Origin of the sequence: Sphingobium agri, from assembly GCF_023051225.1 — a bacterium.
GTDB classification, from domain to species: Bacteria; Pseudomonadota; Alphaproteobacteria; order Sphingomonadales; family Sphingomonadaceae; genus Sphingobium; species Sphingobium agri.
Window position 1 is genome coordinate 49764 of record NZ_JALKHS010000010.1, and the last position, 20510, is coordinate 70273.

Annotated in this window: 18 protein-coding genes; 9 read left to right on the forward strand and 9 right to left on the reverse strand. The window is 62.1% G+C overall.

Features of this window, described 5'->3' with window-relative positions:
- Window positions 1–14: 14 nt before the first annotated feature.
- On the forward strand, window positions 15–1319 hold the full coding sequence (gene pncB, locus MU848_RS12965; protein ID WP_247232850.1) for a nicotinate phosphoribosyltransferase: 1305 nt from the start codon (window positions 15–17) through the stop codon (window positions 1317–1319).
- A gap of 97 nt (window positions 1320–1416) precedes the next feature.
- Window positions 1417–1686 (forward strand): hypothetical protein, encoded by a 270-nt coding sequence (locus MU848_RS12970; protein ID WP_247232864.1) that lies wholly within the window; start codon window positions 1417–1419, stop codon window positions 1684–1686.
- 110 nt (window positions 1687–1796) lie between these two features.
- Here MU848_RS12970 and MU848_RS12975 read toward each other — a convergent pair whose 3' ends face one another.
- Together MU848_RS12975 and MU848_RS12980 are read right to left on the reverse strand one after the other, a co-directional pair.
- Window positions 1797–2363: a CC0125/CC1285 family lipoprotein gene (locus MU848_RS12975; protein WP_247232866.1), complete on the reverse strand. Its 567-nt coding sequence runs from the start codon at window positions 2361–2363 to the stop codon at window positions 1797–1799.
- Between the two features lie 219 nt (window positions 2364–2582).
- The gene (locus MU848_RS12980; protein WP_247232869.1) at window positions 2583–3350 is read right to left on the reverse strand and encodes a S8 family peptidase; all 768 of its coding nucleotides are present in this window, start codon (window positions 3348–3350) and stop codon (window positions 2583–2585) included.
- Window positions 3351–3481: 131 nt separating this feature from the next.
- On the opposite strand from MU848_RS12980, the gene MU848_RS12985 reads away from it, so the two are divergent.
- Window positions 3482–3847, forward strand: a complete 366-nt coding sequence (locus MU848_RS12985; protein ID WP_247232871.1) for a hypothetical protein — start codon at window positions 3482–3484, stop codon at window positions 3845–3847.
- A gap of 89 nt (window positions 3848–3936) precedes the next feature.
- The gene (locus MU848_RS12990; protein WP_247232878.1) at window positions 3937–5217 is read left to right on the forward strand and encodes a L,D-transpeptidase family protein; all 1281 of its coding nucleotides are present in this window, start codon (window positions 3937–3939) and stop codon (window positions 5215–5217) included.
- Here MU848_RS12990 and MU848_RS12995 read toward each other — a convergent pair.
- Window positions 5214–6065, reverse strand: coding sequence for an MBL fold metallo-hydrolase (locus MU848_RS12995; RefSeq protein ID WP_247232881.1), 852 nt, complete (start codon window positions 6063–6065; stop codon window positions 5214–5216). The genes MU848_RS12990 and MU848_RS12995 overlap by 4 nt on opposite strands.
- A gap of 111 nt (window positions 6066–6176) precedes the next feature.
- Window positions 6177–8417: a UDP-galactopyranose mutase gene (gene glf / locus MU848_RS13000; protein ID WP_247232891.1), complete on the reverse strand. Its 2241-nt coding sequence runs from the start codon at window positions 8415–8417 to the stop codon at window positions 6177–6179.
- A gap of 319 nt (window positions 8418–8736) precedes the next feature.
- Here glf and MU848_RS13005 point away from each other — a divergent pair, with 319 nt between their 5' ends.
- The 3 genes from MU848_RS13005 to MU848_RS13015 all read left to right on the forward strand — a co-directional run bounded on the left by MU848_RS13005 (window position 8737) and on the right by MU848_RS13015 (window position 12810).
- Window positions 8737–10926, forward strand: a complete 2190-nt coding sequence (locus tag MU848_RS13005; protein WP_247232907.1) for a sugar nucleotide-binding protein — start codon at window positions 8737–8739, stop codon at window positions 10924–10926.
- Window positions 10927–11060: 134 nt separating this feature from the next.
- Entirely contained in the window at window positions 11061–12128 is a 1068-nt protein-coding gene (locus tag MU848_RS13010) for a cellulase family glycosylhydrolase (protein ID WP_097093204.1), read from the forward strand.
- Between the two features lie 148 nt (window positions 12129–12276).
- Entirely contained in the window at window positions 12277–12810 is a 534-nt protein-coding gene (locus tag MU848_RS13015; protein ID WP_201516484.1) for a hemerythrin domain-containing protein, read from the forward strand.
- Between the two features lie 120 nt (window positions 12811–12930).
- On the opposite strand, the gene MU848_RS13020 is transcribed toward MU848_RS13015, so the two are convergent.
- Complete coding sequence (locus MU848_RS13020; RefSeq protein ID WP_247232910.1) at window positions 12931–13722, reverse strand: ZIP family metal transporter; 792 nt, start codon at window positions 13720–13722, stop codon at window positions 12931–12933.
- 114 nt (window positions 13723–13836) lie between these two features.
- Here MU848_RS13020 and MU848_RS13025 point away from each other — a divergent pair, with 114 nt between their 5' ends.
- Window positions 13837–14490 (forward strand): glutathione S-transferase family protein, encoded by a 654-nt coding sequence (locus MU848_RS13025; RefSeq protein WP_247232912.1) that lies wholly within the window; start codon window positions 13837–13839, stop codon window positions 14488–14490.
- Here the strand turns inward: MU848_RS13025 and maiA are convergent.
- Together maiA and phhA are read right to left on the reverse strand one after the other, a co-directional pair.
- On the reverse strand, window positions 14487–15125 hold the full coding sequence (gene maiA / locus MU848_RS13030) for a maleylacetoacetate isomerase (protein WP_247232913.1): 639 nt from the start codon (window positions 15123–15125) through the stop codon (window positions 14487–14489). The genes MU848_RS13025 and maiA overlap by 4 nt on opposite strands.
- Before the next feature lie 16 nt (window positions 15126–15141).
- Window positions 15142–15999, reverse strand: a complete 858-nt coding sequence (phhA, locus tag MU848_RS13035; protein ID WP_247232915.1) for a phenylalanine 4-monooxygenase — start codon at window positions 15997–15999, stop codon at window positions 15142–15144.
- 328 nt (window positions 16000–16327) lie between these two features.
- Here phhA and MU848_RS13040 point away from each other — a divergent pair, with 328 nt between their 5' ends.
- Complete coding sequence (locus MU848_RS13040; protein ID WP_247232922.1) at window positions 16328–16996, forward strand: TetR/AcrR family transcriptional regulator; 669 nt, start codon at window positions 16328–16330, stop codon at window positions 16994–16996.
- Window positions 16997–17277: 281 nt separating this feature from the next.
- Here the strand turns inward: MU848_RS13040 and MU848_RS13045 are convergent, their stop codons facing one another.
- A complete protein-coding gene (locus tag MU848_RS13045; protein WP_201516490.1) occupies window positions 17278–18087 on the reverse strand; it encodes an SDR family NAD(P)-dependent oxidoreductase in 810 nt (269 codons plus the stop codon).
- 252 nt (window positions 18088–18339) lie between these two features.
- Window positions 18340–20454 (reverse strand): TonB-dependent siderophore receptor, encoded by a 2115-nt coding sequence (locus MU848_RS13050; protein ID WP_380800825.1) that lies wholly within the window; start codon window positions 20452–20454, stop codon window positions 18340–18342.
- Window positions 20455–20510 lie beyond the last annotated feature (56 nt).

Genomic DNA, 20510 nt, shown 5'->3' on the forward strand with positions numbered 1-20510 from the left:
CGACAGGATGGCCCATGGTTTTCACGGATATAGCAACCCGCACCTATAATCATAATTGGCGGCTGGACCCCATCGTCCGCAGCCTGCTCGACACCGACTTCTACAAGCTGCTGATGCTCCAGATGATCTGGCGTCTTTATCCGGACGTCGAAGTCACGTTCCAGATCATCAACCGCAGCCGCTCGGTCAGGCTTGCCGACAGCATCGACGAAGGCGAACTCCGCGCGCAGCTCAACCATGCCCGATCGCTGTGTTTCGCGAAAAAGGAACTGATCTGGCTCGCAGGCAACAGCTTCTATGGCAAGACGCAGATGTTCAGCCCGGACTTCATCGCATGGCTCGCCGACTTCCGCCTGCCCGACTATGAACTGAGCAGGGCGGACGGCGAATATCAGCTGCGCTTCACCGGTCCATGGACGCATGCGACCATGTGGGAAATTCCCGCGCTCACCATCATCAACGAACTGCGTTCCCGCGCGGCGATGAAGGATCGCGGGCGCTTTGCCCTGGACGTGCTCTATGCCCGCGCCAAGGCCAAATTGTGGGAAAAGGTGGAAAGGCTGAGCCGTCTGCCCGACCTCGTCATATCGGATTTCGGCACCCGGCGGCGCCACGGCTTCCTGTGGCAGCGCTGGTGCGTGGAAGCCTTGAAGGAAGGCCTCGGGCATCGCTTCATCGGCTCGTCCAATGTGCTACTGGCGATGGACGCCGACCTTGAGGCAATCGGAACCAACGCGCACGAACTGCCGATGGTGCTGGGAGCCCTGGCGGACAGCGATGAAGCATTGGCAGCGACACCCTATCGCGTCCTTCAGGATTGGCGGGCCCTTTATGGCGGCAACCTGCTGGTCGTGCTGCCCGATGCATTCGGCACCGCTGCCTTTCTGCGCGACGCGCCGGACTGGGTCGCCGACTGGACCGGCTTCCGCCCCGACAGCATGCCGCCGATCGAGGGCGGGGAGCAGATCATCCGCTGGTGGCGCGACAAAGGGCGCGACCCTCGCACCAAGCTGCTGATCTTCTCCGATGGCATGGATGTCGATGCGATCGAACAGACCTATCGGCATTTTGAAGGTCAGGTGCGGATGAGCTTTGGCTGGGGCACCAACCTCACCAACGACTTCCGGCAGTGCGCGCCATTTCCAGGCGACGGACTCGACCCGATCTCCCTCGTCTGCAAGGTGGTGGAGGCAAATGGAAGGCCCGCCGTCAAATTGTCCGACAACCCTGAAAAAGCGACGGGCAACGTGGCGGAAATTGCGCGCTATCTCCGTGTCTTCGGCGACACTGGCAGGAAACAGGCACCCGTCACCGTCTGAACGCCGATGGCATTAACCCACTATTGTCGAAAGCCTGTTCCCCGGAACAGCCGCGCCCATGGCCGGTTGCTTGCCATGCCAGAACAGGAGAGATGAAGTGCCCAAATCCCTTCCCATCATGATCATCGCCATGGGCCTCGCGGCCTGCGCTCCGTCGGACCAGGCCGATTCCGGCGATTCCACCTTCGCGCCCAGCAACACCACGGTTGGGACAGTTCCTGACGGCATTCCAGGCGAAGGCGCCGGGAGCGCCATGACCGATGGCGAGACAAGCACGCGGGGCGCCGTCTCCGGCACCGATGCCCCAACCAGTGCCAGGGGATCTGCCGGCACGTCCGCGCCCGGACAAAGCGGCTCTGGCCGCTGACACCTGCGGCCGCATACACGGAGTCGAGCCTTGGACCGTCGATGGGTCCAAGGCTCAACCATATTCATCATCCCGCCGCGCCCCCTGCGGCCATCATCCAGGCAGCTTGGTCACGTAGGGCGCATTATATTGGGTCCGAGATTTCGTAGAACCTCGCTGGCATCGAATGCGCGAACGTCATTCATTGGCTTGCGCCCACGGCCCATCACGATCTCGGCCGTCGCCTCATAACGATCCACGGTGCGTACATCGATGCTGTTGTCCCAGAAAGGGTCGCCCCAGAAGGGGTCCCAGGTCCGCCAGCCGAACCCGCGGCCATAATAGCGCCAGGACGGGCCCCAATAGCCGTACATGCCCGAACTGAACGGCCGGTCCACATAGGTCCTGCTGCGCCGTTCCGTCGCCCGGTCGGCCATGACGAACCAGTCATATCCCTGTTGCCGCGTCAATTCGGCGGCCCGATACAGCAGATAGCGCTCGACCGTGTCGCGCGACGTCATGCTGTTGCCGGAAAATGTGACCCTGAACCGGTTCGCTTCCACCTGTTCATCGGAAAAGCCGCCGGTCACCGATCCACGTTCCGCCAAAGGCTGATAGGGAGTCGCCGTCGTACACGCGGTGAGTGCGAGCATGCAGGCGCTCGCCAATGTCCATCCTCTTCCTTGGGTCACTTTCATGTGCTCCTTTTGCAGATGAGAGGATGCGGCTTGTCGAACCGGCGCAAAACACCGGCCTCCAGATCATTGTCGAATAACAAGGGGATGAAGGACAACATCGACAAGCCGCCTCAATTCCATCTCACAGGATTATAATCGGCGCCCCAAGCATTTTGTTCCTGATCAAGTCAATTTAGACGAAGCTTGCCTCAATAACGGCCAAAAGAAGCTGATATGGCTTCAGGAAATCCCGTTGGCGGTCCGGGAGGAAGCCCGAACCTGCCCGATAGTCCGCAACAATCGTGCAGTCTCGATCGGCGCTGCGAAGGATGTGCCCGTGCCACGCACCGCGCTTCCATCGGCAGCGGCCGTGGGCACTTTGACGCCAGGCTGCCAGACATAATTATAGTCGCGCGGCGTAGGTCCCGGCCGGTTCGTGCCGCTCCACGGATGGCCCGCGCCGTCCAACGCGCCAACCAGCACGGCAGCGGGAAAGGCCTCACGCGCGGGGGCAAGATTGCCGGGATGATCCCATCCCTCATTGCCCGCCGCCAGCACGACCTTGATCCCCTTCGATCCGGCCTCCCGCACCGCTGCCGTAATGCCGTCATCCTGGCCCAGCGCGAGCGAGATGTTGATGGCGTCGACCCTCAGCGCCGTCGCCTTCCGGATTGCGGCCGCGACCGGCGCAGGATCATTCTGGCAAGGCGGGCTGACATTCGCCGGGCATCCTTCAGGATCATCGATGCGCATGGATATGATCCCGACATCGCGCCCAGCGGCGCGTGCGAGGATCGTCGCGACCATCGTGCCATGATCATAACGCGGATGAAATGGCGCCCTCGCCGGGTGCGCCGCCACGTCATATTCCGCGACCAGCAGCGGTGCGAGTTCGGCGGTCATCGCAACACCGCTATCGATGATCGCCACGGTCGGCCGTTCAACCGGCAGCGTCGCCGCGGACCCGCAAGCGAAGGCTGCGACGAGCAGCAATGTCCGGAATGTCAAGAAGCCCCCCAACCCAAACGTAAGCGTAACAATTAAACGCGTAACTCAAGTTAGAACAAATATTCATGCGCGGAACGACAGTGTAACCACCTCGTTTCCCCGGCCCCACCCAAGTAGAGGGAATCTATGATATGTTGAAAAGACTTGCAATAGTCGGCGCGCTAGGCGCTCTGACCGCAGGCGGAATTGCGTTGGCGCAGAATTCAGGCACCACTAGCGGGAGTGGCAGCGGCAGCGGTACGGCGCAATCCGGAACCTCAGGAACGATGAGCGGCGGCACCAGCGGCACGACCTCGTCGGGATCGACCGGGACAATGGGTAGCGGCAGCTCGACCGGCTCGACGAGCGGCACCAGCGGCACCTACGGTTCAGGCCAGGCTGAAAGCAGCACCGGAACGACCGGCAGTGGCTCGATGAGCGGCGACCAATATGGCACGACCGGATCAGACAGCAGCACTGGCGGCTCGGCGGTATCGCGTGCTGGAGAACGCGGCTGACAGCCAGGACGGATGACGCCGCTGCCGTAACGCCGCGCCCAGGCGGCAGCGGCCCGTCCGCTTCAACGCCAAAGACACAAATCGCCGGGATGTGCATCGGCGCGCTGGCGGTTGCAGCACTTCTGGGCTTTCGAAGCGACAGCCCCGCGATCGGCCATGCGCCCACAACCGATACGCCCGCGATAATATTGGAAGGCGCAGCGGCAGATGCTGCCGCAATCCAGCGATTTTATCGCGCCCGCACTCACCGTCCCTTCTGGACGGATGCGGCTGCGGACATGTTCCGGCGTATGCTGGCGAATGCGGGCGAAGACGGCCTCGATCCCGAAAGCTTCAGTGCGGCCATAACCGCCACACGGCAGAAGGGGATGGATCGCGAAATCCTGCTGACGCAAGCCCTGCTCGACTATGTCCGCGCCCTCCGCACGCCCTCTGAAAGCAACCGGGTCTTCTATGTGGACGCCGGTCTCGCGCCGCAGACCAGCGCCGACACCCTGCTCCGCGCAACCGCTGATCCGCCTTCCGCCACAGCCTATCTCGCCCAGGTCCAGCAGATGCACCCGCTCTATGAGCGGCTACGCAAGGCGCTTGGCGACTATCGTCGCACCGGCATCAACCCGACAAGGCTCCCCAATCCCGATTATGAGCAGGCCCTCCTCATCAACATGGACCGGCTCCGTGCCCTTCCCGCTGATCCGGGCCTCCGCTACATTCTGGTGAACAGCGCATCGGCCAAGTTGATCATGGTCGAAAATGGCCAAAGCGTGGCCGAAATGCCCGTCATCGTGGGCCGCAAGCAGCATCAGACGCCGTCGCTTGCCGGGCTGATCCGCTTTTCCGTCCGCAACCCCTATTGGAACCTCCCGCCTGATCTCATCCAGGCACGTGCAGCCCGCATCGCTTCGGACGGCCCCGCCCTTCTGGAACAGGAGCGGTTGGAACTGCTGTCGGGATGGGGCGATGACGCCCGCATCCTCCAGGCCAACGAGGTAGACTGGCCGGCGGTTGCAGCGGGCACCGCCAAGCTGCGCGTGCGGCAACTGCCGGGTCCGGATAACATGATGGGCGCGGTCAAGTTCATGCTGCCCAACCGGCTCGGCATCTATCTGCATGACACACCCGCCAAGCAGAATTTCGCCCGCAAGGATCGTCTGCTGAGTTCCGGCTGCGTCCGCGTGGCCGACGCAGAACGCCTCTACACCTGGCTCATGCACGGCAAAGCCATGGGCGCGGTCAACGCCACCGAACTGCGCGTCCCCCTTCCTGAACCTGTGCCCGTCTATATCCTCTACCTGACCGCCTTTCCCGACGGCGGCAGCGTGGTCCTTCAGAATGACGGCTACGGCCGCGATCCTTCCCGTCGAAGCTAGAGCAGCCGCCCCGCCGTTGCACGGTCGAACTCCACCCGGTCATGCGCGCAGAGGATGGATAGCTCATGCCGCTGCTCGATGGATAATCGGCGCAGGCGTTCCTGATTTTCCAATCGCGCCCGCCGATCGACCTCCATCATATTCTGGTAAGCCCGCAGGCCCGGCGTGCAATGCCTCGCCGCCCCCCGCATCTCACCCCTGTAGAAATAGGCGTCTCCCGCATGCAGCAGCCAGCGGCCACCCGAGTGGATCGCAATTCCCGCATGGCCCCAGGTGTGGCCCGGCAAGGGGACCATCAATATTTCAGGCGGCAATCCTTCCAGATCGCGCACGGCGTCGAACCCGAACCATCTTTCTCCGCTCGCGCCGTAGCGCCGCCATTGCCGGACGTCATTCCACTGCGCTGGCCGGTAACGGTTGCGCGTGACAAAGCCACGGCGCGGGCCAGCCGCTGACCTGTATTCGGCATCCATCACATGGATCTGCGCCTGCGGGAAATCCTCCAGCCCACCGGCATGATCGAAATCGAGATGCGTGAGCAGGATGTGCCGCACGTCCGACGGGGAAAGGCCTAGCCGTTCGATCTGCCGATATGCTGTCTCCTCCTCCTTCAGCTTGATGTTGAGAAGGGCGCGCATCGTGCGGGTGATACGGGAATGGGAGCCCGCATGGGGATGATGGACATCCCGCAATCCATAGCCCGTGTCGATCAGGACCAGGCCATGGCTGTCTGTTTCGATCAGCAGGCAATGGCACACCAGCCGCCCTGTCAGGCCATGGCTGGTCCCGTCGAACAGACTGCCGCCCAGCGGGCAATCGGTGCCGCAATTAAGATGATGGATACGCATTGCAGCTCCCATGTCATCGCGCAGCTCTTTTGAACGAGCGGAGCGTGATCCGATCAGAGAGAAATCGGATCACGCTCCGGCCGCATCCCCGGCAACAGCGGCGGGGAGCAGCTAAGCCGCGCCCGATGAAGGCCTCAGTTCAATGACTGCTGGAACAGCCTGCTCGCGGACGTGGCGCTGGGCCATCTTGCGGTAGGTAGCCAATGCCTGCCCGACGACCTGGTCCATATTATAATAGCGGTAGGTAGCGAGACGTCCGACGAAGCTGACGTCCGGCTGCACCATCGCCAATGCTTCATAGCGTTTGAACAGCGCCTGGTTCTCCGGCCGGGGGATGGGATAATAGGGGTCTCCTTCCGCCGCCGGATATTCATAGGTGATGCTTGTCCGGGGGGACTGCTGCCCCGTCAGATGCTTATATTCCGTGATCCGGGTATATTCGGTCGCGGGCGACGGGTAATTGACCACCGCGACCGGCTGGAACTGTTCCTGGTCCAGCTGCGCATGCTCGAACTGCAGGGACCGGTAGGGCAGCTTGCCGAAACGATAGCCGAAATATTCGTCGATCGGCCCGGTGAACACCAGATGATCATGCGGATAGGCATCGCGCGCCTCGCAATAATCGACACCCAGCAGGACATCGATATTGGGATGGTCCAACATGCGCTCGAACATCCGCGTATAGCCTTCCAGCGGCATTGCCTGGAACTTGTCGGTGAAGTAGCGATCGTCGGTATTGGTCCGCGTCGGCACGCGCGACGTTACCGCCTTGTCGAGTTCCGACGGGTCTAGCCCCCACTGCTTGCGCGTATAGCCCTGGAAGAATTTCTCATACAGCTCCCGGCCGACAGCCGATATCACCACATCTTCCGACGTGCGGACGACCGACACGGGTTCCGCCTGCGCGGCCAGGAACGCCGCCGCATCCTCTTCCGTCTTGAGGTCAAGGCCATAGAGCATGTTGAGCGTCGTGCGATTGATCGGCATCGGCACCAGCATGTCATCAACCGCCGCCAGCACCCTGTGCTCATAGGGCCGCCACTTGGTGAAGCGCGACAGATAGCTGAATATCTCCTCGCTATTGGTATGGAAGATGTGCGGCCCGTACCGATGGATCAGCACCCCGTTCGCATCATATTCGTCGAAGGCATTGCCGCCGACATGCGGGCGCCGGTCGACCACCAGCACCTTCTTGCCGCCATCGGCCGCCAGCCGCTCCGCCATCACCGCGCCGGCAAAGCCAGCGCCCACCACCATCACATCATAATGATGCGACCGGCTGCTGCTCCAGGACGTGGGGGAGACGATCGGATGAGCGTGGACGCTGCGCGACAGCGCATCCTTGATCAGCCTGTCCATCTGCTGGAAGCTCTTGTCCCAGGACATGCCCGCCAGCAGCTGGTCCGCTTCCTTCAGCCACTGCCCATTGCCGCGCGCGAGGGCCAGCGCCTCGTCACAGGCGGCGATGAAGCCTTCCCCGCGCGGCGCGATCTTTACCGCTTCGATGTCGCCATAATGGCGGATCACGTCCGCGATCGGCGTGGACACGACCGGCTTGCCAGCAGCCAGATATTCGGGCGTCTTCGTGGGGCTGATGAAGCGCGTCGCGTCATTGATGGCAAAAGGCATCAACGCAACGTCCCATGCCGAAACGCAAGCGGGCAAATCCTCATAGGACCGGCCGCCAAGGAAGCGCAGATTGTCGCGGCGGGGCAGATCATCCTCGCTGATCTTCACCACCGGACCGATGATCTCCAGCACCCATTCCGGCCGCGCATCCGCCAGTGCGGCGAGCAGTTCGACGTCCATCCGTTCATCCACCACGCCGTAGAAGCCAAGGCGCGGGCGCCCATCGTCATTGGCCGGGCGAGCAAGGCGCGCCTTCGCGAAATGCTGGGCATCGACGCTCGACGGGAAGGGATAGACGGCAGGATGCTTGTCCCGCTTAGCTTCATACAGGCTGTAGCCGCCGGTAAAGACAAGGTCCGCCTGCGACAGCAACCGCTGCTCCAACGGCAGCAGTTCGGGCGGCGCACCCTTGAAATTGGCAAGCTCGTCCATGCAGTCGTAGATGATGCAGTCCGCCATCACATGTTCGGAAAAGGGCAGCATCATCGGCGTATAATACCAGCGGATGAACGGCCCCGGCTCCCCGGCGAGATAAAGGTCGAGCAGCTGCTTCAGAACCTCGCACTCCTGCTCCCTGGGAAGCCCGGCGGGCAGCTGCGGCGTAACCACCGTGACCCCTGTCTGGGCGCACGTTTCGACATGCAGGTCTGGCGCCTTCAGCTCAGCGACATGGTTGGGCTCCTCCCAGAACAGCACCTGGGAGTGTGCGGCGAAGCGGCTCATCAGATGCTGCGGGCGCTGGAATACGAAATTCCAACGAAGATGACTGAAGCAGATTAACGTATGAGCGCCGGGTTTGGGACTTGGTCCTGTTCCATGCCGAGTGGACGAATGGGGCGGGACCATAAGCGCGTACCTTTCTGGATGATGAATGCAGACACAACCCCGGGAGTAGCTTACGCGTTCCTGCCCTGCCGCTGATATAAGTTGGCGGAAGGATGCTATTTGGAGGCATCCACTTGAACGGCTGGACCGTTTCGACCTACTCGGGGGCACCGTCAGAACCGCTTCCTCTTCCAAAAGCCATCAGAGGGGATCCGAAATGACCGAATATCCGCAGCTATGGGGCGGCCTTGAGTGCACCGTGAACCGGGTGCACGAACATTATGGCGACCAGATCCGCCTGAGCGGCCATCAGGATCGGCTGGAGGATCTCGACCGCTTCGCCGAACTCGGCATAAAGGCGATCCGCTACCCTGTGCTCTGGGAACGGACCAGCCCGGATCATCCCGATCAATGCGATTGGGCGTGGAGCGACCAGAGGCTCTCCCGCCTGCGCGAACTCGGCGTCCGGGTCATCGCAGGCCTCATCCATCACGGCAGCGGGCCGCGCTATACCAGCCTCGTCTCTGACAATTTCGCCGAAGGCTTGGCCACTCATGCCCGCCATGTCGCCGAACGCTATCCCTGGATCGAAGACTGGACGCCCGTCAACGAACCCCTGACGACCGCGCGCTTTTCGGCGCTGTACGGGCATTGGTATCCGCATCTGCGTTCCGAACGCGACTTCTGGCTGGCGCTGCTCAATCAGGTCGATGCCACCCGCCTGTCGATGCGGGCCATCCGCCGCATCAACCCTGCTGCACGCCTGATCCAGACGGACGACCTTGGCCGCACCTACGCCACCGCCGCGCTCCGGGATCAGGCCACATTCGACAATATGCGGCGCTGGACCGGATGGGATCTTCTTTGCGGAAAGATCGACCGCAGCGATCCCTTCTGGAAACGCATCGCGGCCTTCGGCCTCGAACATCGGCTGCAAACGATCCTCGACGATCCCTGCCCGCCCGACGTGATCGGCATCAACCATTATCTCACCAGCGACCGCTTCCTCGATCATCGCCTGCAACGCTATCCCCGGCATCTGCATGGCGGCAGCGAGACGCAGCTTTACGCCGATGTGGAGGCGGTGCGCGTGCTCGATCCACCCTCCCAGGGGCTCGAAGGCGCGATCCGCGAAGCGTGGGAACGCTACCGCCTGCCGGTCGCGATCACCGAAGTGCATAATGGCTGCACCCGCGAGGAACAGCTCCGCTGGATGGCGCAGGCATGGGACGTCGCAACCCGTCTCAATGATCAGCGCGTGCCGGTGGAAGCGGTGACCATCTGGTCCCTTCTGGGCAGCACCGGCTGGAACACGCTCCTCACTCGACCGGGCGTCTATGAACCGGGCGTCTGGGACGTGAGCAGCGGCCAACCTCGCCCAACCGCCATGGCTTCGCTGGTAAAAGCGCTGGCGACCAAGGCCGCTCGTCCGCCTGTCACGACAGAAGCGGGCTGGTGGCATAGGCCCGTCCGCATGGTTCATCCGCCTGTCCAACGGCCCGCGCCGATCACGCAGCACATCGCCGGTTCTCGCGGTCCAACATCGCCTCGACCCCTGCTCATCTGTGGTGCGACGGGCACCTTGGGACAGGCGATGGCCCGCGCCTGTTCGCTCCGCAACATCCCCTTCATCCTTACAAGCCGCCAGGATCTGGACCTCTCCGATCGCGCCAGCATCGGCGCGGCGCTGGAAAGGCTGCGCCCCTGGGCAGTGGTCAACGCCGCCGGATGGGTGCGGGTCGACGAAGCAGAAACGGAGGAATCGGCCTGCATGCTCGCCAATGCACTGGGCGCCATCGCGCTTGCCGAGGCTTGCGAGCGTGAAGGCATCCCGACGCTCTCCTTCTCCAGCGACCTCGTTTTCGACGGCACGAAAGGCTCCGCCTATGTCGAGAGCGATGCCGTTTCGCCGTGCAACAGCTATGGGCGCAGCAAGGCGCAGATGGAAGCAGGCATCGCGGAGCTTTCCGGTCAGCATCTGATCGCGCGCACCGCAGCCTTCTTCTCTCCCTACGACCAATATAATTTCGCGACTGCTGTCGTCTCGGCGCTTGCACGGGGCGAGGAATTTCACGCGGCGTCTGATCTTGTCGTCTCACCGACCTATGTGCCGCATCTGGTGACGGCATCGCTCGACCTGCTGATCGACGGAGAGGCGGGCCTTTGGCACCTCACCAATGGCCAAGCTCTTTCCTGGGCCGATTTCGCAAAAAGCATCGCTGAAATATGCGGCCATGATCCCTCACGCGTCCATGCCGTCGCTCATCACGCTTTCGGTTGGCCCGCCCCCCGTCCCGCCAACGTCGCCCTCGCCACGGCCCAAGGTCCGCAGCTTCCCTCGCTCCTTTCGGCCATGGAACATTTTGCCCAGCATTTCCGGGAACAATCGATGCAAAACGCCGCTTAGAAATCGATCGGAATCGATCGAAAATTCCACTTACTCATATCCAGTTAACCCTCTTGTTCTAAATTAGCGGGGTTCGTAGTGGCGCGCCATTAAAGAGCCGTCGAATCGGACGGGGGTCGTGAGCGGGTACAGTTATGAGTGAACGTTGGACGCCGGAAGCGGCACATGCTTGGTTCAAGGCTCAACCTTGGTTGGTTGGCTGCAATTTCACACCATCCAATGCGATCAATCAGCTGGAGATGTGGCAGGCGAGCACCTTCGACCTGCCGACCATCGACCGCGAACTCGCCTTGGCGGCGTCGGTGGGCATGAACTCGGTTCGTGTCTATCTGCATGACCTGCTCTGGCTGGAGGATGCGCAAGGCTTCCTCGACCGCATCGAGGCCTTCCTTGGCGTCGCGGACCGCCACGGCATCCGCACGATGCTGGTGCTGTTCGATTCCTGCTGGCATCCCGAACCGGCGCTTGGGCCTCAGCCCGAACCGCGTGAAGGCGTTCATAACAGCGGTTGGGTGCAATCGCCCGGCATGCCGACGCTGATGAACGCCGACGAACATGATCGTCTGGAAGCATATGTCCGGGGCGTCGTTGGCCGCTTCGGCCAGGACCCGCGCGTGCTCGCCTGGGATATCTGGAACGAACCCGACAATGGTCCTGAAGTCGCGCTCTGCGATCCCGTCGCGTTGCAGGCCAAGGCTGACCTCGTCGTGCCGCTGCTCGTCGAAGCATTCGGCTGGGCGCGGGAAATGAATCCGATACACCCGCTCACCAGCGGCATCTGGCTTGGCGACTGGTCCGCGCCTGACCTGCTGAGTCCGATCCAGCGGGCCCAGACCGGGAATTCGGATGTCATCTCCTTCCACAACTACGGCATCGCCGAAGATTTCGCACAGCGCGTGAAATGGCTCAAGACCATGGGCCGCCCGCTGCTTTGCACCGAATATATGGCGCGGCCGGCGGGCAGCACCTTCCAGGCGATCCTCCCCGTGGCGAAGGAGCATGAAGTCGGCACCTTCTGCTGGGGCCTGGTCCGTGGCAAGACGCAGACGCATCTGCCATGGGACAAGTGGGAAAACCCCAACATCGATGGTCTGAAGGAACGCTGGTTCCACGACATCTTCCATGAGGACGGCACGCCTCATGACGAAAATGAGGTGGAGTTCCTGCGCCTGATCAGCGAACTGGACAAGATCGCGGCCTGACGGGGCCGCGCATCCGCCTTTGCAATCTGGGTTAGCGGCGGCGCGCTTTGCCGCCCGGCCCCGGAACCCTGCGAAGCCTGCGAGGATTGCTGGAATGTCAGGCCGTGCCTTTTTGCACGGCCGATCCGTTCAGCAATAGGAGCATGCAATGTCCGTTCTCGACAGGATCGTCGCGGCAGTCACGCCGCCGGAATCCGAGGAAGATCGTGCCGAAGCGCGGCAGAAAGCGCGTGCCGCGGCAGCGCCCGGCGACTGGCTCGACCAGATACTGCAACATCATCAGCAGATAGAGGCCGCCTTCTCCGAAGCAGAAGCCGCCGCCGATGCGCAGAGCCGGACGAGTGCGCAAAGAAAGCTCGCCGCCCTGCTGACGAGCCATTCCAGCGCTGAAGAAGCCGTCATCTACCCGCAGCTGTCCAAAGATCATAAAAGCCATATGGCCATGGCCTATGAGGAACAGCAGGCCGCCAAGGTCCAACTGGCGCTGCTGGAGGAACTCGATCCGCTCAGTCACGACTGGCAGGAAAAGCTTGAGCATATCAAGGGCGCGGTCGCTCATCATGTCTATGAAGAGGAAAATGACCGCTTCCTTCATCTGAAGGACGAGCTACCCCCCGCCGATCAGGATCGCATGACCACGCGCTATCGCGAGGAAATGTCGCGCTACGATAGCGGACTCTGACAGCGCTCCGCTGCAAGACGGGCGCCCGCCCACCCGGTCATGATCATGTTCAAATAATCGTCACCCCGGACTTGATCCGGGGTGACGGAAAAGCAACTCGGATTTGATCCTTCCCATATCTCATCCACCCATCTTCGAAAGCACGAACGCCAACAGGAATCCCGCGACCGCGATCAGCCCTGAAAATTCATGCGTCTCTTCGGTCGCTTCCGGTATCATGGTATCGACCAGCATCGCCAGGATCGCGCCAGCGGCGACCGCCATCGTCGCCGCGATCACCTCATTGCCCGCGTCGGCCAGCACCACATTCCCGATCAGCGCCGCAAGCCCCGACGCCAGCGCGATCCCGCCCCACACCAGGAAGATATAGGCAGGCTTGCGCCCGGCCTTCTTCATGCCCGCGGCGCTCGACAGTCCCTCGGGCACATTGGACAGGAACACGGCCGCAACCGCTGCCATGCTCACGCCTGCTCCTTCCAGCAAGCTGACGCCGATGACGATGGACTCCGGTATTCCGTCCAGCAGCGCGCCGATCGCGATGGCCATGCCCGATCCCGCGTCGGCCGATTGCTGGCTCTGATCCGGGTTGGAGCCTGACCGCTTCCGATGCTTCGCCCCATTCCGCGTGACCAGAATGTTGGCCAAGGTATAAGCGGCCGCCCCAGCCAGAAAGCCCAAGGCGGCGGAATCGAACCCGCCCTTCGAATAGGCTTCGTCCATCAGGTCGAACGCGACCGCAGAGATCAGCACCCCGGCGCCCACCGCCATGATCGCCGCGATCAGCCGCTGCGGCAGGGCAACCAGATATCCGACCATCGCTCCCAGAAGCAGCGCGGAACCGCCAACCAGTCCCCAGAACCCCGCCTGCAGCGCCATCCAGCTCATATGCACCCCATGATGGCGCCGTGCCATGCGACCATGACAACCCTCATCCGTCCGGATCGGTTGCGTATCGATCGCTCCGTTCGACTTTGAGGGTTCGAACAGCTAATTTCCATGCACCGATCAGCCAGCCGGAGTTGAAGGATGACCATCACCATCACCGCCTTCGAACGATCCCCTGATCGCGGCCGGGGCATGGCGCGAGACATGCGGGTGCGATGGGCGCTGGAAGAGGCTGGCCTGCCCTACCAGGTCAGGCTCCTCTCCTTTGCGCAAATGAAGCAGCCCGGCTATCTCGCCTCCCAGCCCTTCGGCCAGATCCCGGCCTATGAGGAAGATGGCCTCGCCCTCTTTGAATCCGGCGCGATCATCCTGCACATCGGTGACCGGCATGGCGGCCTCTGGCCTGCGGACCTCCATGGCCGCGCCCGCGCCACCGCCTGGATGTTCGCCGCCCTCAACACGGTCGAACCGCCGATCCTTGAGTGGGAAATGCCCAAATATCTTGAGCGCAACGAAAGCTGGTATGAAGCACGCATGCCCCTCCTCGACAGCCGCGTGAAGCAGCGCCTGTCGGAGCTTTCCCACTGGCTCGGCGACCGCGATTGGCTGGAGGGCGACTTCAGTGCCGGAGATCTGCTGATGGTCACAGTCCTGCGCAGGCTCACCGGGTCAGGGCTTCTCGAACTCTACCCCAATCTCCCGCCCTATATCGCCCGCGCCGAACAGCGCCCGGCCTACCAGCGCGCCTTCGCCGATCAACTCGCCGTCTTCAACAAGTCCGAACAGACGGCCTAATCCGCGTCCGGCTGCCGATCCGGATGGGCCGCCTGCACAGCGGGCAGCGCCAGCGCAGCCTCACCCGCCGCCACCAACCTTGGATAGGGCGACAGGTCGACCCCGAACCGCTGCGCATTATAAAGCTGCGGCACAAGATAGCAGTCGGCCAATGTCGGCGCGCGCCCAAAGGCGAACCCCGCCCCATGCCGCGCGACCAGCTGCTCAAGCGGCGCGAAACCCTCCGCGATCCAATGCCGCACCCATAGCTTCACCTGATCCTTGGACGCCCCGAACTGGCTCTGCAACCGGTTGAGGACACGCAGATTGTTGAGCGGGTGGATGTCGCATCCGACCAGCGCCGCCATCGACCGCACCACCGCGACCTCATCCGCATCCCTTGGCAACAAAGGCGGATCGGCCCATTTGCTCTCGATCCATTCCAATATCGCCGGACTTTCGATGAGCGTCCTGCTGCCCACCTCCAGAGCGGGCACCAGGCCATGCGGCGCGATCGCAAGATAATCGGCATCCCGCTGCTCCCCCGCGCGCAGGTCATGGCTGACCTGATCATAGCCGACGCCCTTCAGGTTGAGCGCGATGCGAACACGATAGGCCGCCGACGATCGCCAATATCCGTGAAGCGTTACGCGCATGCTCACGGCTGCTTCGTCAGGCTTTGGATCTGGCATAATCCTGTGTTCCCCGGTTGAAGACATGATCCTCATCGATGATCTCGTCCGCCTCTATGGTGCTTTCCTGCTTCAACTCTTCGTAAAGCGGCGCGAAATCCATCTCCACCGTCTGACGCAGAAGATCATCGAAACTGTCGATCACGAAATAGGACTGCTGGTAATCGTCGATCCGATATTTGGTCCGCATCAGCCGCTTGAGGCCGAACCCGATGCGATTAGGCGACGGATCATCCAGCGCGAACAGGGACTCGCCATAGGAAGAGACGATCCCCGCGCCGTAGATCTTCAATTCCGCGTCCTGCCGGATCAGCCCGAACTCGACCGTATACCAATAGAGCCGCGCCAGCTTTTCGATCGCGCCCAATCCATCCGCACGCAGCCCACCCTCGCCATAGGCCTGCATATAATCGGCGAAGACCGGATGAGCGAGCAGCGGCACATGACCGAACACATCATGGAAAACATCTGGTTCCTGCAGATAATCCAGCTGGTCGGGCCTGCGGATGAAGCGCCCCGCGACGAAGCGCCGGTTCGCCAGATGCTCGAAAAACACGTCGTCCGGCACCAATCCCGGCACCGCGACCACTTGCCAGCCAGTTCTCTTCATCAACCGTTCGGACAGGTCCTCGAAGTTCGGAATGCCCGGCTTCGCAATGCGCAATATGTCCAGCCCGTCGATGAACTCCTTCACCGCCCTTTCCGGCAGCAGGGCGGCCTGCCGCGCGAACAGCGCATCCCAGACGGCATGATCCTGCGGCGAATAGCTGTCCCAATCCTGTGGGATCGTCCAATCCTCCGCAGCGCCTGCGGGGCGATCGACAGTGAGTCCGGCCATGGCCTCTTATCGCACAAAAACCGCGCGATGTGGTTCCAATATCGGCCGCAATGACCGGAACAACGAAACGCGCAAATCGCCATGGCCCTGGCCGATGAAAGAATCTCATCAACATCGCCGGTCCTGCCCGTCCCTGCGAATGACTGATCTTCTCTGGAACTATCAATGGCTTAGCAGGTTTCCCTTTCCGGACGCGGCCCGCGCACGGCTTCCCGGGGGCGGCCTGCGACCGTCGGAGCGTCCCGTCCCGCCTTCTGGGGCAAGGCGGGACGCTTTTCTCGTACAGCCGGGCCTTGCGCTCCGCTCGCGATCAAGCCAAGCCATCACCATGCACCAGGGGAAAAAGCGAAGCGGCGCTGGCCGTCCGCGCGCGGCAGAGCTTCAAGAACGCGCCGAAACACTGCTCCAGGCGGCCGAACAAGCGCTGATCGAACTTGGCTATGAACGCGCCACGCTGACACTGATCGCCCAGCGCGCCAGCGTTTCCAAAAAGACCATCTATGCCAAATATGGCGGGAAGCCCGGACTGCTGCGCGCCGTTCTGGACCGGATTGCGGACAGGCACATGGCTGCCGACCTGCGCCTGCTCGACCGGGACGATCCGGTGGAGGGTCTCTATGAATGGGCCCGCATGATCATGCGCAGCACCCGGACCAAAGCTGCGCATGCCGTGACCGCGATCAGCATGCGCGAAGGCCTGCGCTTCCCCGAGTTTCGCGATGCCATGGGTGAGGCACGAACCGCGCGCCAGCAGGCGCCGCTCCGCGCCTATCTGGAACGGCTTCAGGAACGCGGCCTGATCCGTGCCATTGATTGCGAGGAGGTCGCATCGATGTTCCTTTGGCTATTGTCGCAGGACATGGTCGATGCTGTCTCGGCAGGCACGGCCGAGCCCCTGACCGACGAACAGGCCGACGCAAAGGCCCTTCGCGTCGCGGAACTGATCGCACGGGGACTGATGCCCGTCGCGGACAACGCTCTTTCGCGTTCGGGCTGAGCCTTCCCAAACGCACGGCTGCTGGCTGTCGCATACAACATCGCAATGTCTGAATGTTCGTCACCCCGGACTCGATCCGGGGTCCCCGCTTCCTCCGATGCTGCCCAAGCATCACAAGGAGAAGTCAATCCTGAGGGTGACGCAAAACGCCTGACGCGAGTCCCTCAGTGTAAGACGGTCACGCCTCGACCAGGCCAACGCCCGCCCATGACAACAGCAAACAGCACAAAAATCTTGAAACATGACAAGGGGCAGCCTCGGCCGCCCCTCATCAATCCCGCTTAATATTGACGGCCGAGCCCACCGTCATGATAGATCGATGCGCCAGTTACGAAGCGTGACTCATCCGATGCCAGATAGACAAAGGCATGCGCTGCATCTTCCGGGAAGGCTTCGATGCCGAGCGGACACATTTTCACAAGTTCCTGAATACCCGCCTCGGCGGATTCATAAAGGCCCATCTGTGCATAGCCCTCATAGCCTTCCCTCAGCAGCGGCGTCGTCGTCTGCCCCGGATGCACCGAATTGACGCGGATGCGCTTGGGGCCGAATTCGATCGCGGCGCACATGGTCAGCATGCGCTGCGCCGCCTTGGACACATGATAGCTCAGATTATTGGCATTGGGCATGTGGGACGCCATCGACACGGTGTTGACCACCGATCCGCCGCCGGGAAAGCGCTTCACCGCTTCCGCCAGTGCAGGGGCGCAATGCTTGATGCCCAGGAAACCGCTATCATGGTTGACCGCCATGACCTTGTGCAGGTCTTCCAGCGACGTGTGCTCGATACCGCCGTGGATGGAAATGCCCGCATTGTTCACCAGCACGTCGATCGCGCCATATTCGGCCATGATCGACGACACCAGCTTGGCCCAGTCGGCCTCCTGCGTCACGTCCTGCGCGACGAGCTTGAACCGGCCAGCGCCATGCTTGCCGTCCATCTCGCTGCTGACCGCATCTTCGGTCCGCAGATCGGTGGCGATCACCGCCCGCGCACCTTCCCGCAGAAATGCGTCGCACACCGCCGCGCCGATATTACCCTGACGCCCCGCGCCCGTGACGATCGCGACCTTGCCTTCCAAACGCGCCATTATTCCTCATCCTTTCCCATATTTCGCGAAATGGGTATCGGTGAGTTCCATAATGAGTCAAGGCCAGATTAGCACAGTAGCCCCTCCTGCAAGCGGGACGGGCGTACCTCACTGCTCCCCTCCCGCAAGCGGGAGGGGCTGGGGGTGGGCACGATTGCGCCAGCAATCGCTCACAACGCTCAAAGGTCAAAAGCTCGCTACCGCTCGCCCCACCCCTAACCCCTCCCGCAAGCGGGAGGGGAACAGGCGAGATCAGAACCGATAACCGACCGTCCCCATCACATTGCGCGGCGCGCCCACGAAACAATCACCGCGCGCCAGGCAGGACGCGAAATACTGCTTGTTCAGCAGGTTGGTGGCATTGACCGCAAAGCGCCAATCTTTCCAGCTGATTTCCGCCAGAGCATCGACCAAGGTGTAGCTCGGCGTCACCAGCGTCCAGGCCGAGCCGATGGAGGTCCGCTTGCCGGTATAGTTGACGCCCGCGCCCAGCCGCAGCTGCGCGCCATCTTCCAGGCCGAACGTCTTCGTCGTCCACAAGGACGCCGTATGACGCGGCAGATAATCGAAGGTCGCCGTATCGTGCGACACCAGCTTGTTATAGCCGTAATTGGCCAGCAGTTCGAAATTGCCGGGCAGCTGATGGCTTGCTTCGATCTCGATGCCCTTGCTGGTGATCTCCCCGGACTGCGTGATGGAGCCAGCCGAGCCATAGATGATGCGGTTGATTTCCTTGATATGGAAACCCGTCACCGTGATCAGCGTGTTGCGTTCCGGCTGCCACTTGAAGCCAACCTCATATTGCGTCCCGCGCTGCGGCCGGGCCGGGCTGCCGCCATCGACCGTCATCGCGATCGGCAGGAAGCTTTCGGTATAGCTGAAGAAGGGCGAGAAGCCCGCACCCAATTCGCCGATGATGCCCGCACGGAAGGTGGTCGCCTTGTCCTTGACCGCCGTTCCCGAAGTCGTCACCCGGTCGCGCCGCGCGCCCAGAACCACCGAGACGCGATCCCAGAAGCGGATCTGGTCCTGCACATAAATGCCAAGCTGCTTTTGTGAAGCGTAGGCAAATGGACCGCTCGGATCATAGGTCTGCAGCGCGTCATAATCGATGTCGTAAATGTCGATCTTTTCGACATTATCCAGCGTGAAATTTCCGTCTGCGTCATAGAAGCCCGGCGTGACCGCTGCTCTCTTGCCGACCTTGTTCCAGCTATAATCAACGCCGACGAGCAGCTTATGCTCGATATTGGCGCCGGTATTGAACTTGAACTGAAGATTATTGTCCGTCGAAAACACGTTCATACGCGCATCGCTGGCATCGGCTATCAGGCCGATGGTGCGGCCATAAGTGCCGTAAGGCGCGTAGGGCAAAAACGGGTCAGTCGGGTTGGTATAGCTGTCGGCATAATGGGTGAAATATTCGACATTGCTGTCGATGTACCGCGCCTTCAAGTTCAGCTGCACATTGTCGCCGAAACGCTGCGTAAGCGATCCCCCGGCCTGCAGCGTGCGGCCATCATAGCGGTCCCACCCCGGCTTCCCAACGAACAGGAACGGGTCCAACCTTTCGCCATTGGCCGGATTGGGACGGAAAGTGCCGACGACAGGCAGGAACTGCGACGTCGATCCGCTCTTGTCCTTCTGGTACAGCCCCTGCAGCACCAGATCGGTGTCCGGCGTCGGCTGCCAGCGGATGGACGGCGCGAACATCACCCGGTCGTCCCGCACATGATCGACATAGGTGTCCGCGTCGCGCACCCGGCCTACCGCGCGGATCGCCAAGGTGTCGGACAGCGCGACATTGACGTCGCCCATCGCTTCCTTGCGGTCATAGCTGCCATAGACGATCGACGCTTCGCCGCCGGTCTGGAAGGTCGGCGTCTTGGAAACCAGATTGACGAGGCCGCCGATCGATCCTTGTCCGAACAGCACCGACGCCGGGCCGCGCACGATCTCGACTTGCGAGAAATTATAGGGGTCGGACGTGATGCTGGCATAATAGCTGAAAATGTCGCGCATGCCGTCGCGGAACTGCAGCGCGTCGATCCCGCGGATGACGAAATTGTCGACGCGCGTGTCGCGGCCATAGGCGTTGGCGGTAACGCCCGCGGCATATTTAACCGTATCGCTGATGCTGATCGCGCCTTGCGACAAATAGGTGCGCTCGCTGATCACAGTGACAGGCTGCGGCACTTCCAGCGGCGGCGTCTCGGTCTTCGTCCCCGCGCGGGCCGTGACGATGATGCCCTGTTCGCTCGCACTCGCCTCACCGGCGGCGGGCGCCGCGTCCTCTGCCATGGCCGGATATGTCAGAGCCAGCGCGGACAGCGCCACGCTCAGCTTCAGGATTGTGTGATTTGTCATGTCTGTTCCCCCAGGGATCGCTCGTTGCGGGCGCTGCTAATGACATTGCGACCGAT

Coding starts and splice junctions, on each gene's coding strand:
- pncB (WP_247232850.1), top strand. CDS start 15: ATGGTTTTCACGGATATAGCAACCCGCACCTATAATCATAATTGGCGG.
- MU848_RS12975 (WP_247232866.1), bottom strand. CDS start 2,363: ATGAAAGTGACCCAAGGAAGAGGATGGACATTGGCGAGCGCCTGCATG.
- MU848_RS12985 (WP_247232871.1), top strand. CDS start 3,482: ATGTTGAAAAGACTTGCAATAGTCGGCGCGCTAGGCGCTCTGACCGCA.
- MU848_RS12990 (WP_247232878.1), top strand. CDS start 3,937: ATGTGCATCGGCGCGCTGGCGGTTGCAGCACTTCTGGGCTTTCGAAGC.
- MU848_RS12995 (WP_247232881.1), bottom strand. CDS start 6,065: ATGCGTATCCATCATCTTAATTGCGGCACCGATTGCCCGCTGGGCGGC.
- glf (WP_247232891.1), bottom strand. CDS start 8,417: ATGAGCCGCTTCGCCGCACACTCCCAGGTGCTGTTCTGGGAGGAGCCC.
- MU848_RS13005 (WP_247232907.1), top strand. CDS start 8,737: ATGACCGAATATCCGCAGCTATGGGGCGGCCTTGAGTGCACCGTGAAC.
- MU848_RS13010 (WP_097093204.1), top strand. CDS start 11,061: ATGAGTGAACGTTGGACGCCGGAAGCGGCACATGCTTGGTTCAAGGCT.
- MU848_RS13015 (WP_201516484.1), top strand. CDS start 12,277: ATGTCCGTTCTCGACAGGATCGTCGCGGCAGTCACGCCGCCGGAATCC.
- MU848_RS13020 (WP_247232910.1), bottom strand. CDS start 13,722: ATGGCACGGCGCCATCATGGGGTGCATATGAGCTGGATGGCGCTGCAG.
- MU848_RS13025 (WP_247232912.1), top strand. CDS start 13,837: ATGACCATCACCATCACCGCCTTCGAACGATCCCCTGATCGCGGCCGG.
- maiA (WP_247232913.1), bottom strand. CDS start 15,125: ATGCGCGTAACGCTTCACGGATATTGGCGATCGTCGGCGGCCTATCGT.
- phhA (WP_247232915.1), bottom strand. CDS start 15,999: ATGGCCGGACTCACTGTCGATCGCCCCGCAGGCGCTGCGGAGGATTGG.
- MU848_RS13040 (WP_247232922.1), top strand. CDS start 16,328: ATGCACCAGGGGAAAAAGCGAAGCGGCGCTGGCCGTCCGCGCGCGGCA.
- MU848_RS13045 (WP_201516490.1), bottom strand. CDS start 18,087: ATGGCGCGTTTGGAAGGCAAGGTCGCGATCGTCACGGGCGCGGGGCGT.
- MU848_RS13050 (WP_380800825.1), bottom strand. CDS start 20,454: ATGACAAATCACACAATCCTGAAGCTGAGCGTGGCGCTGTCCGCGCTG.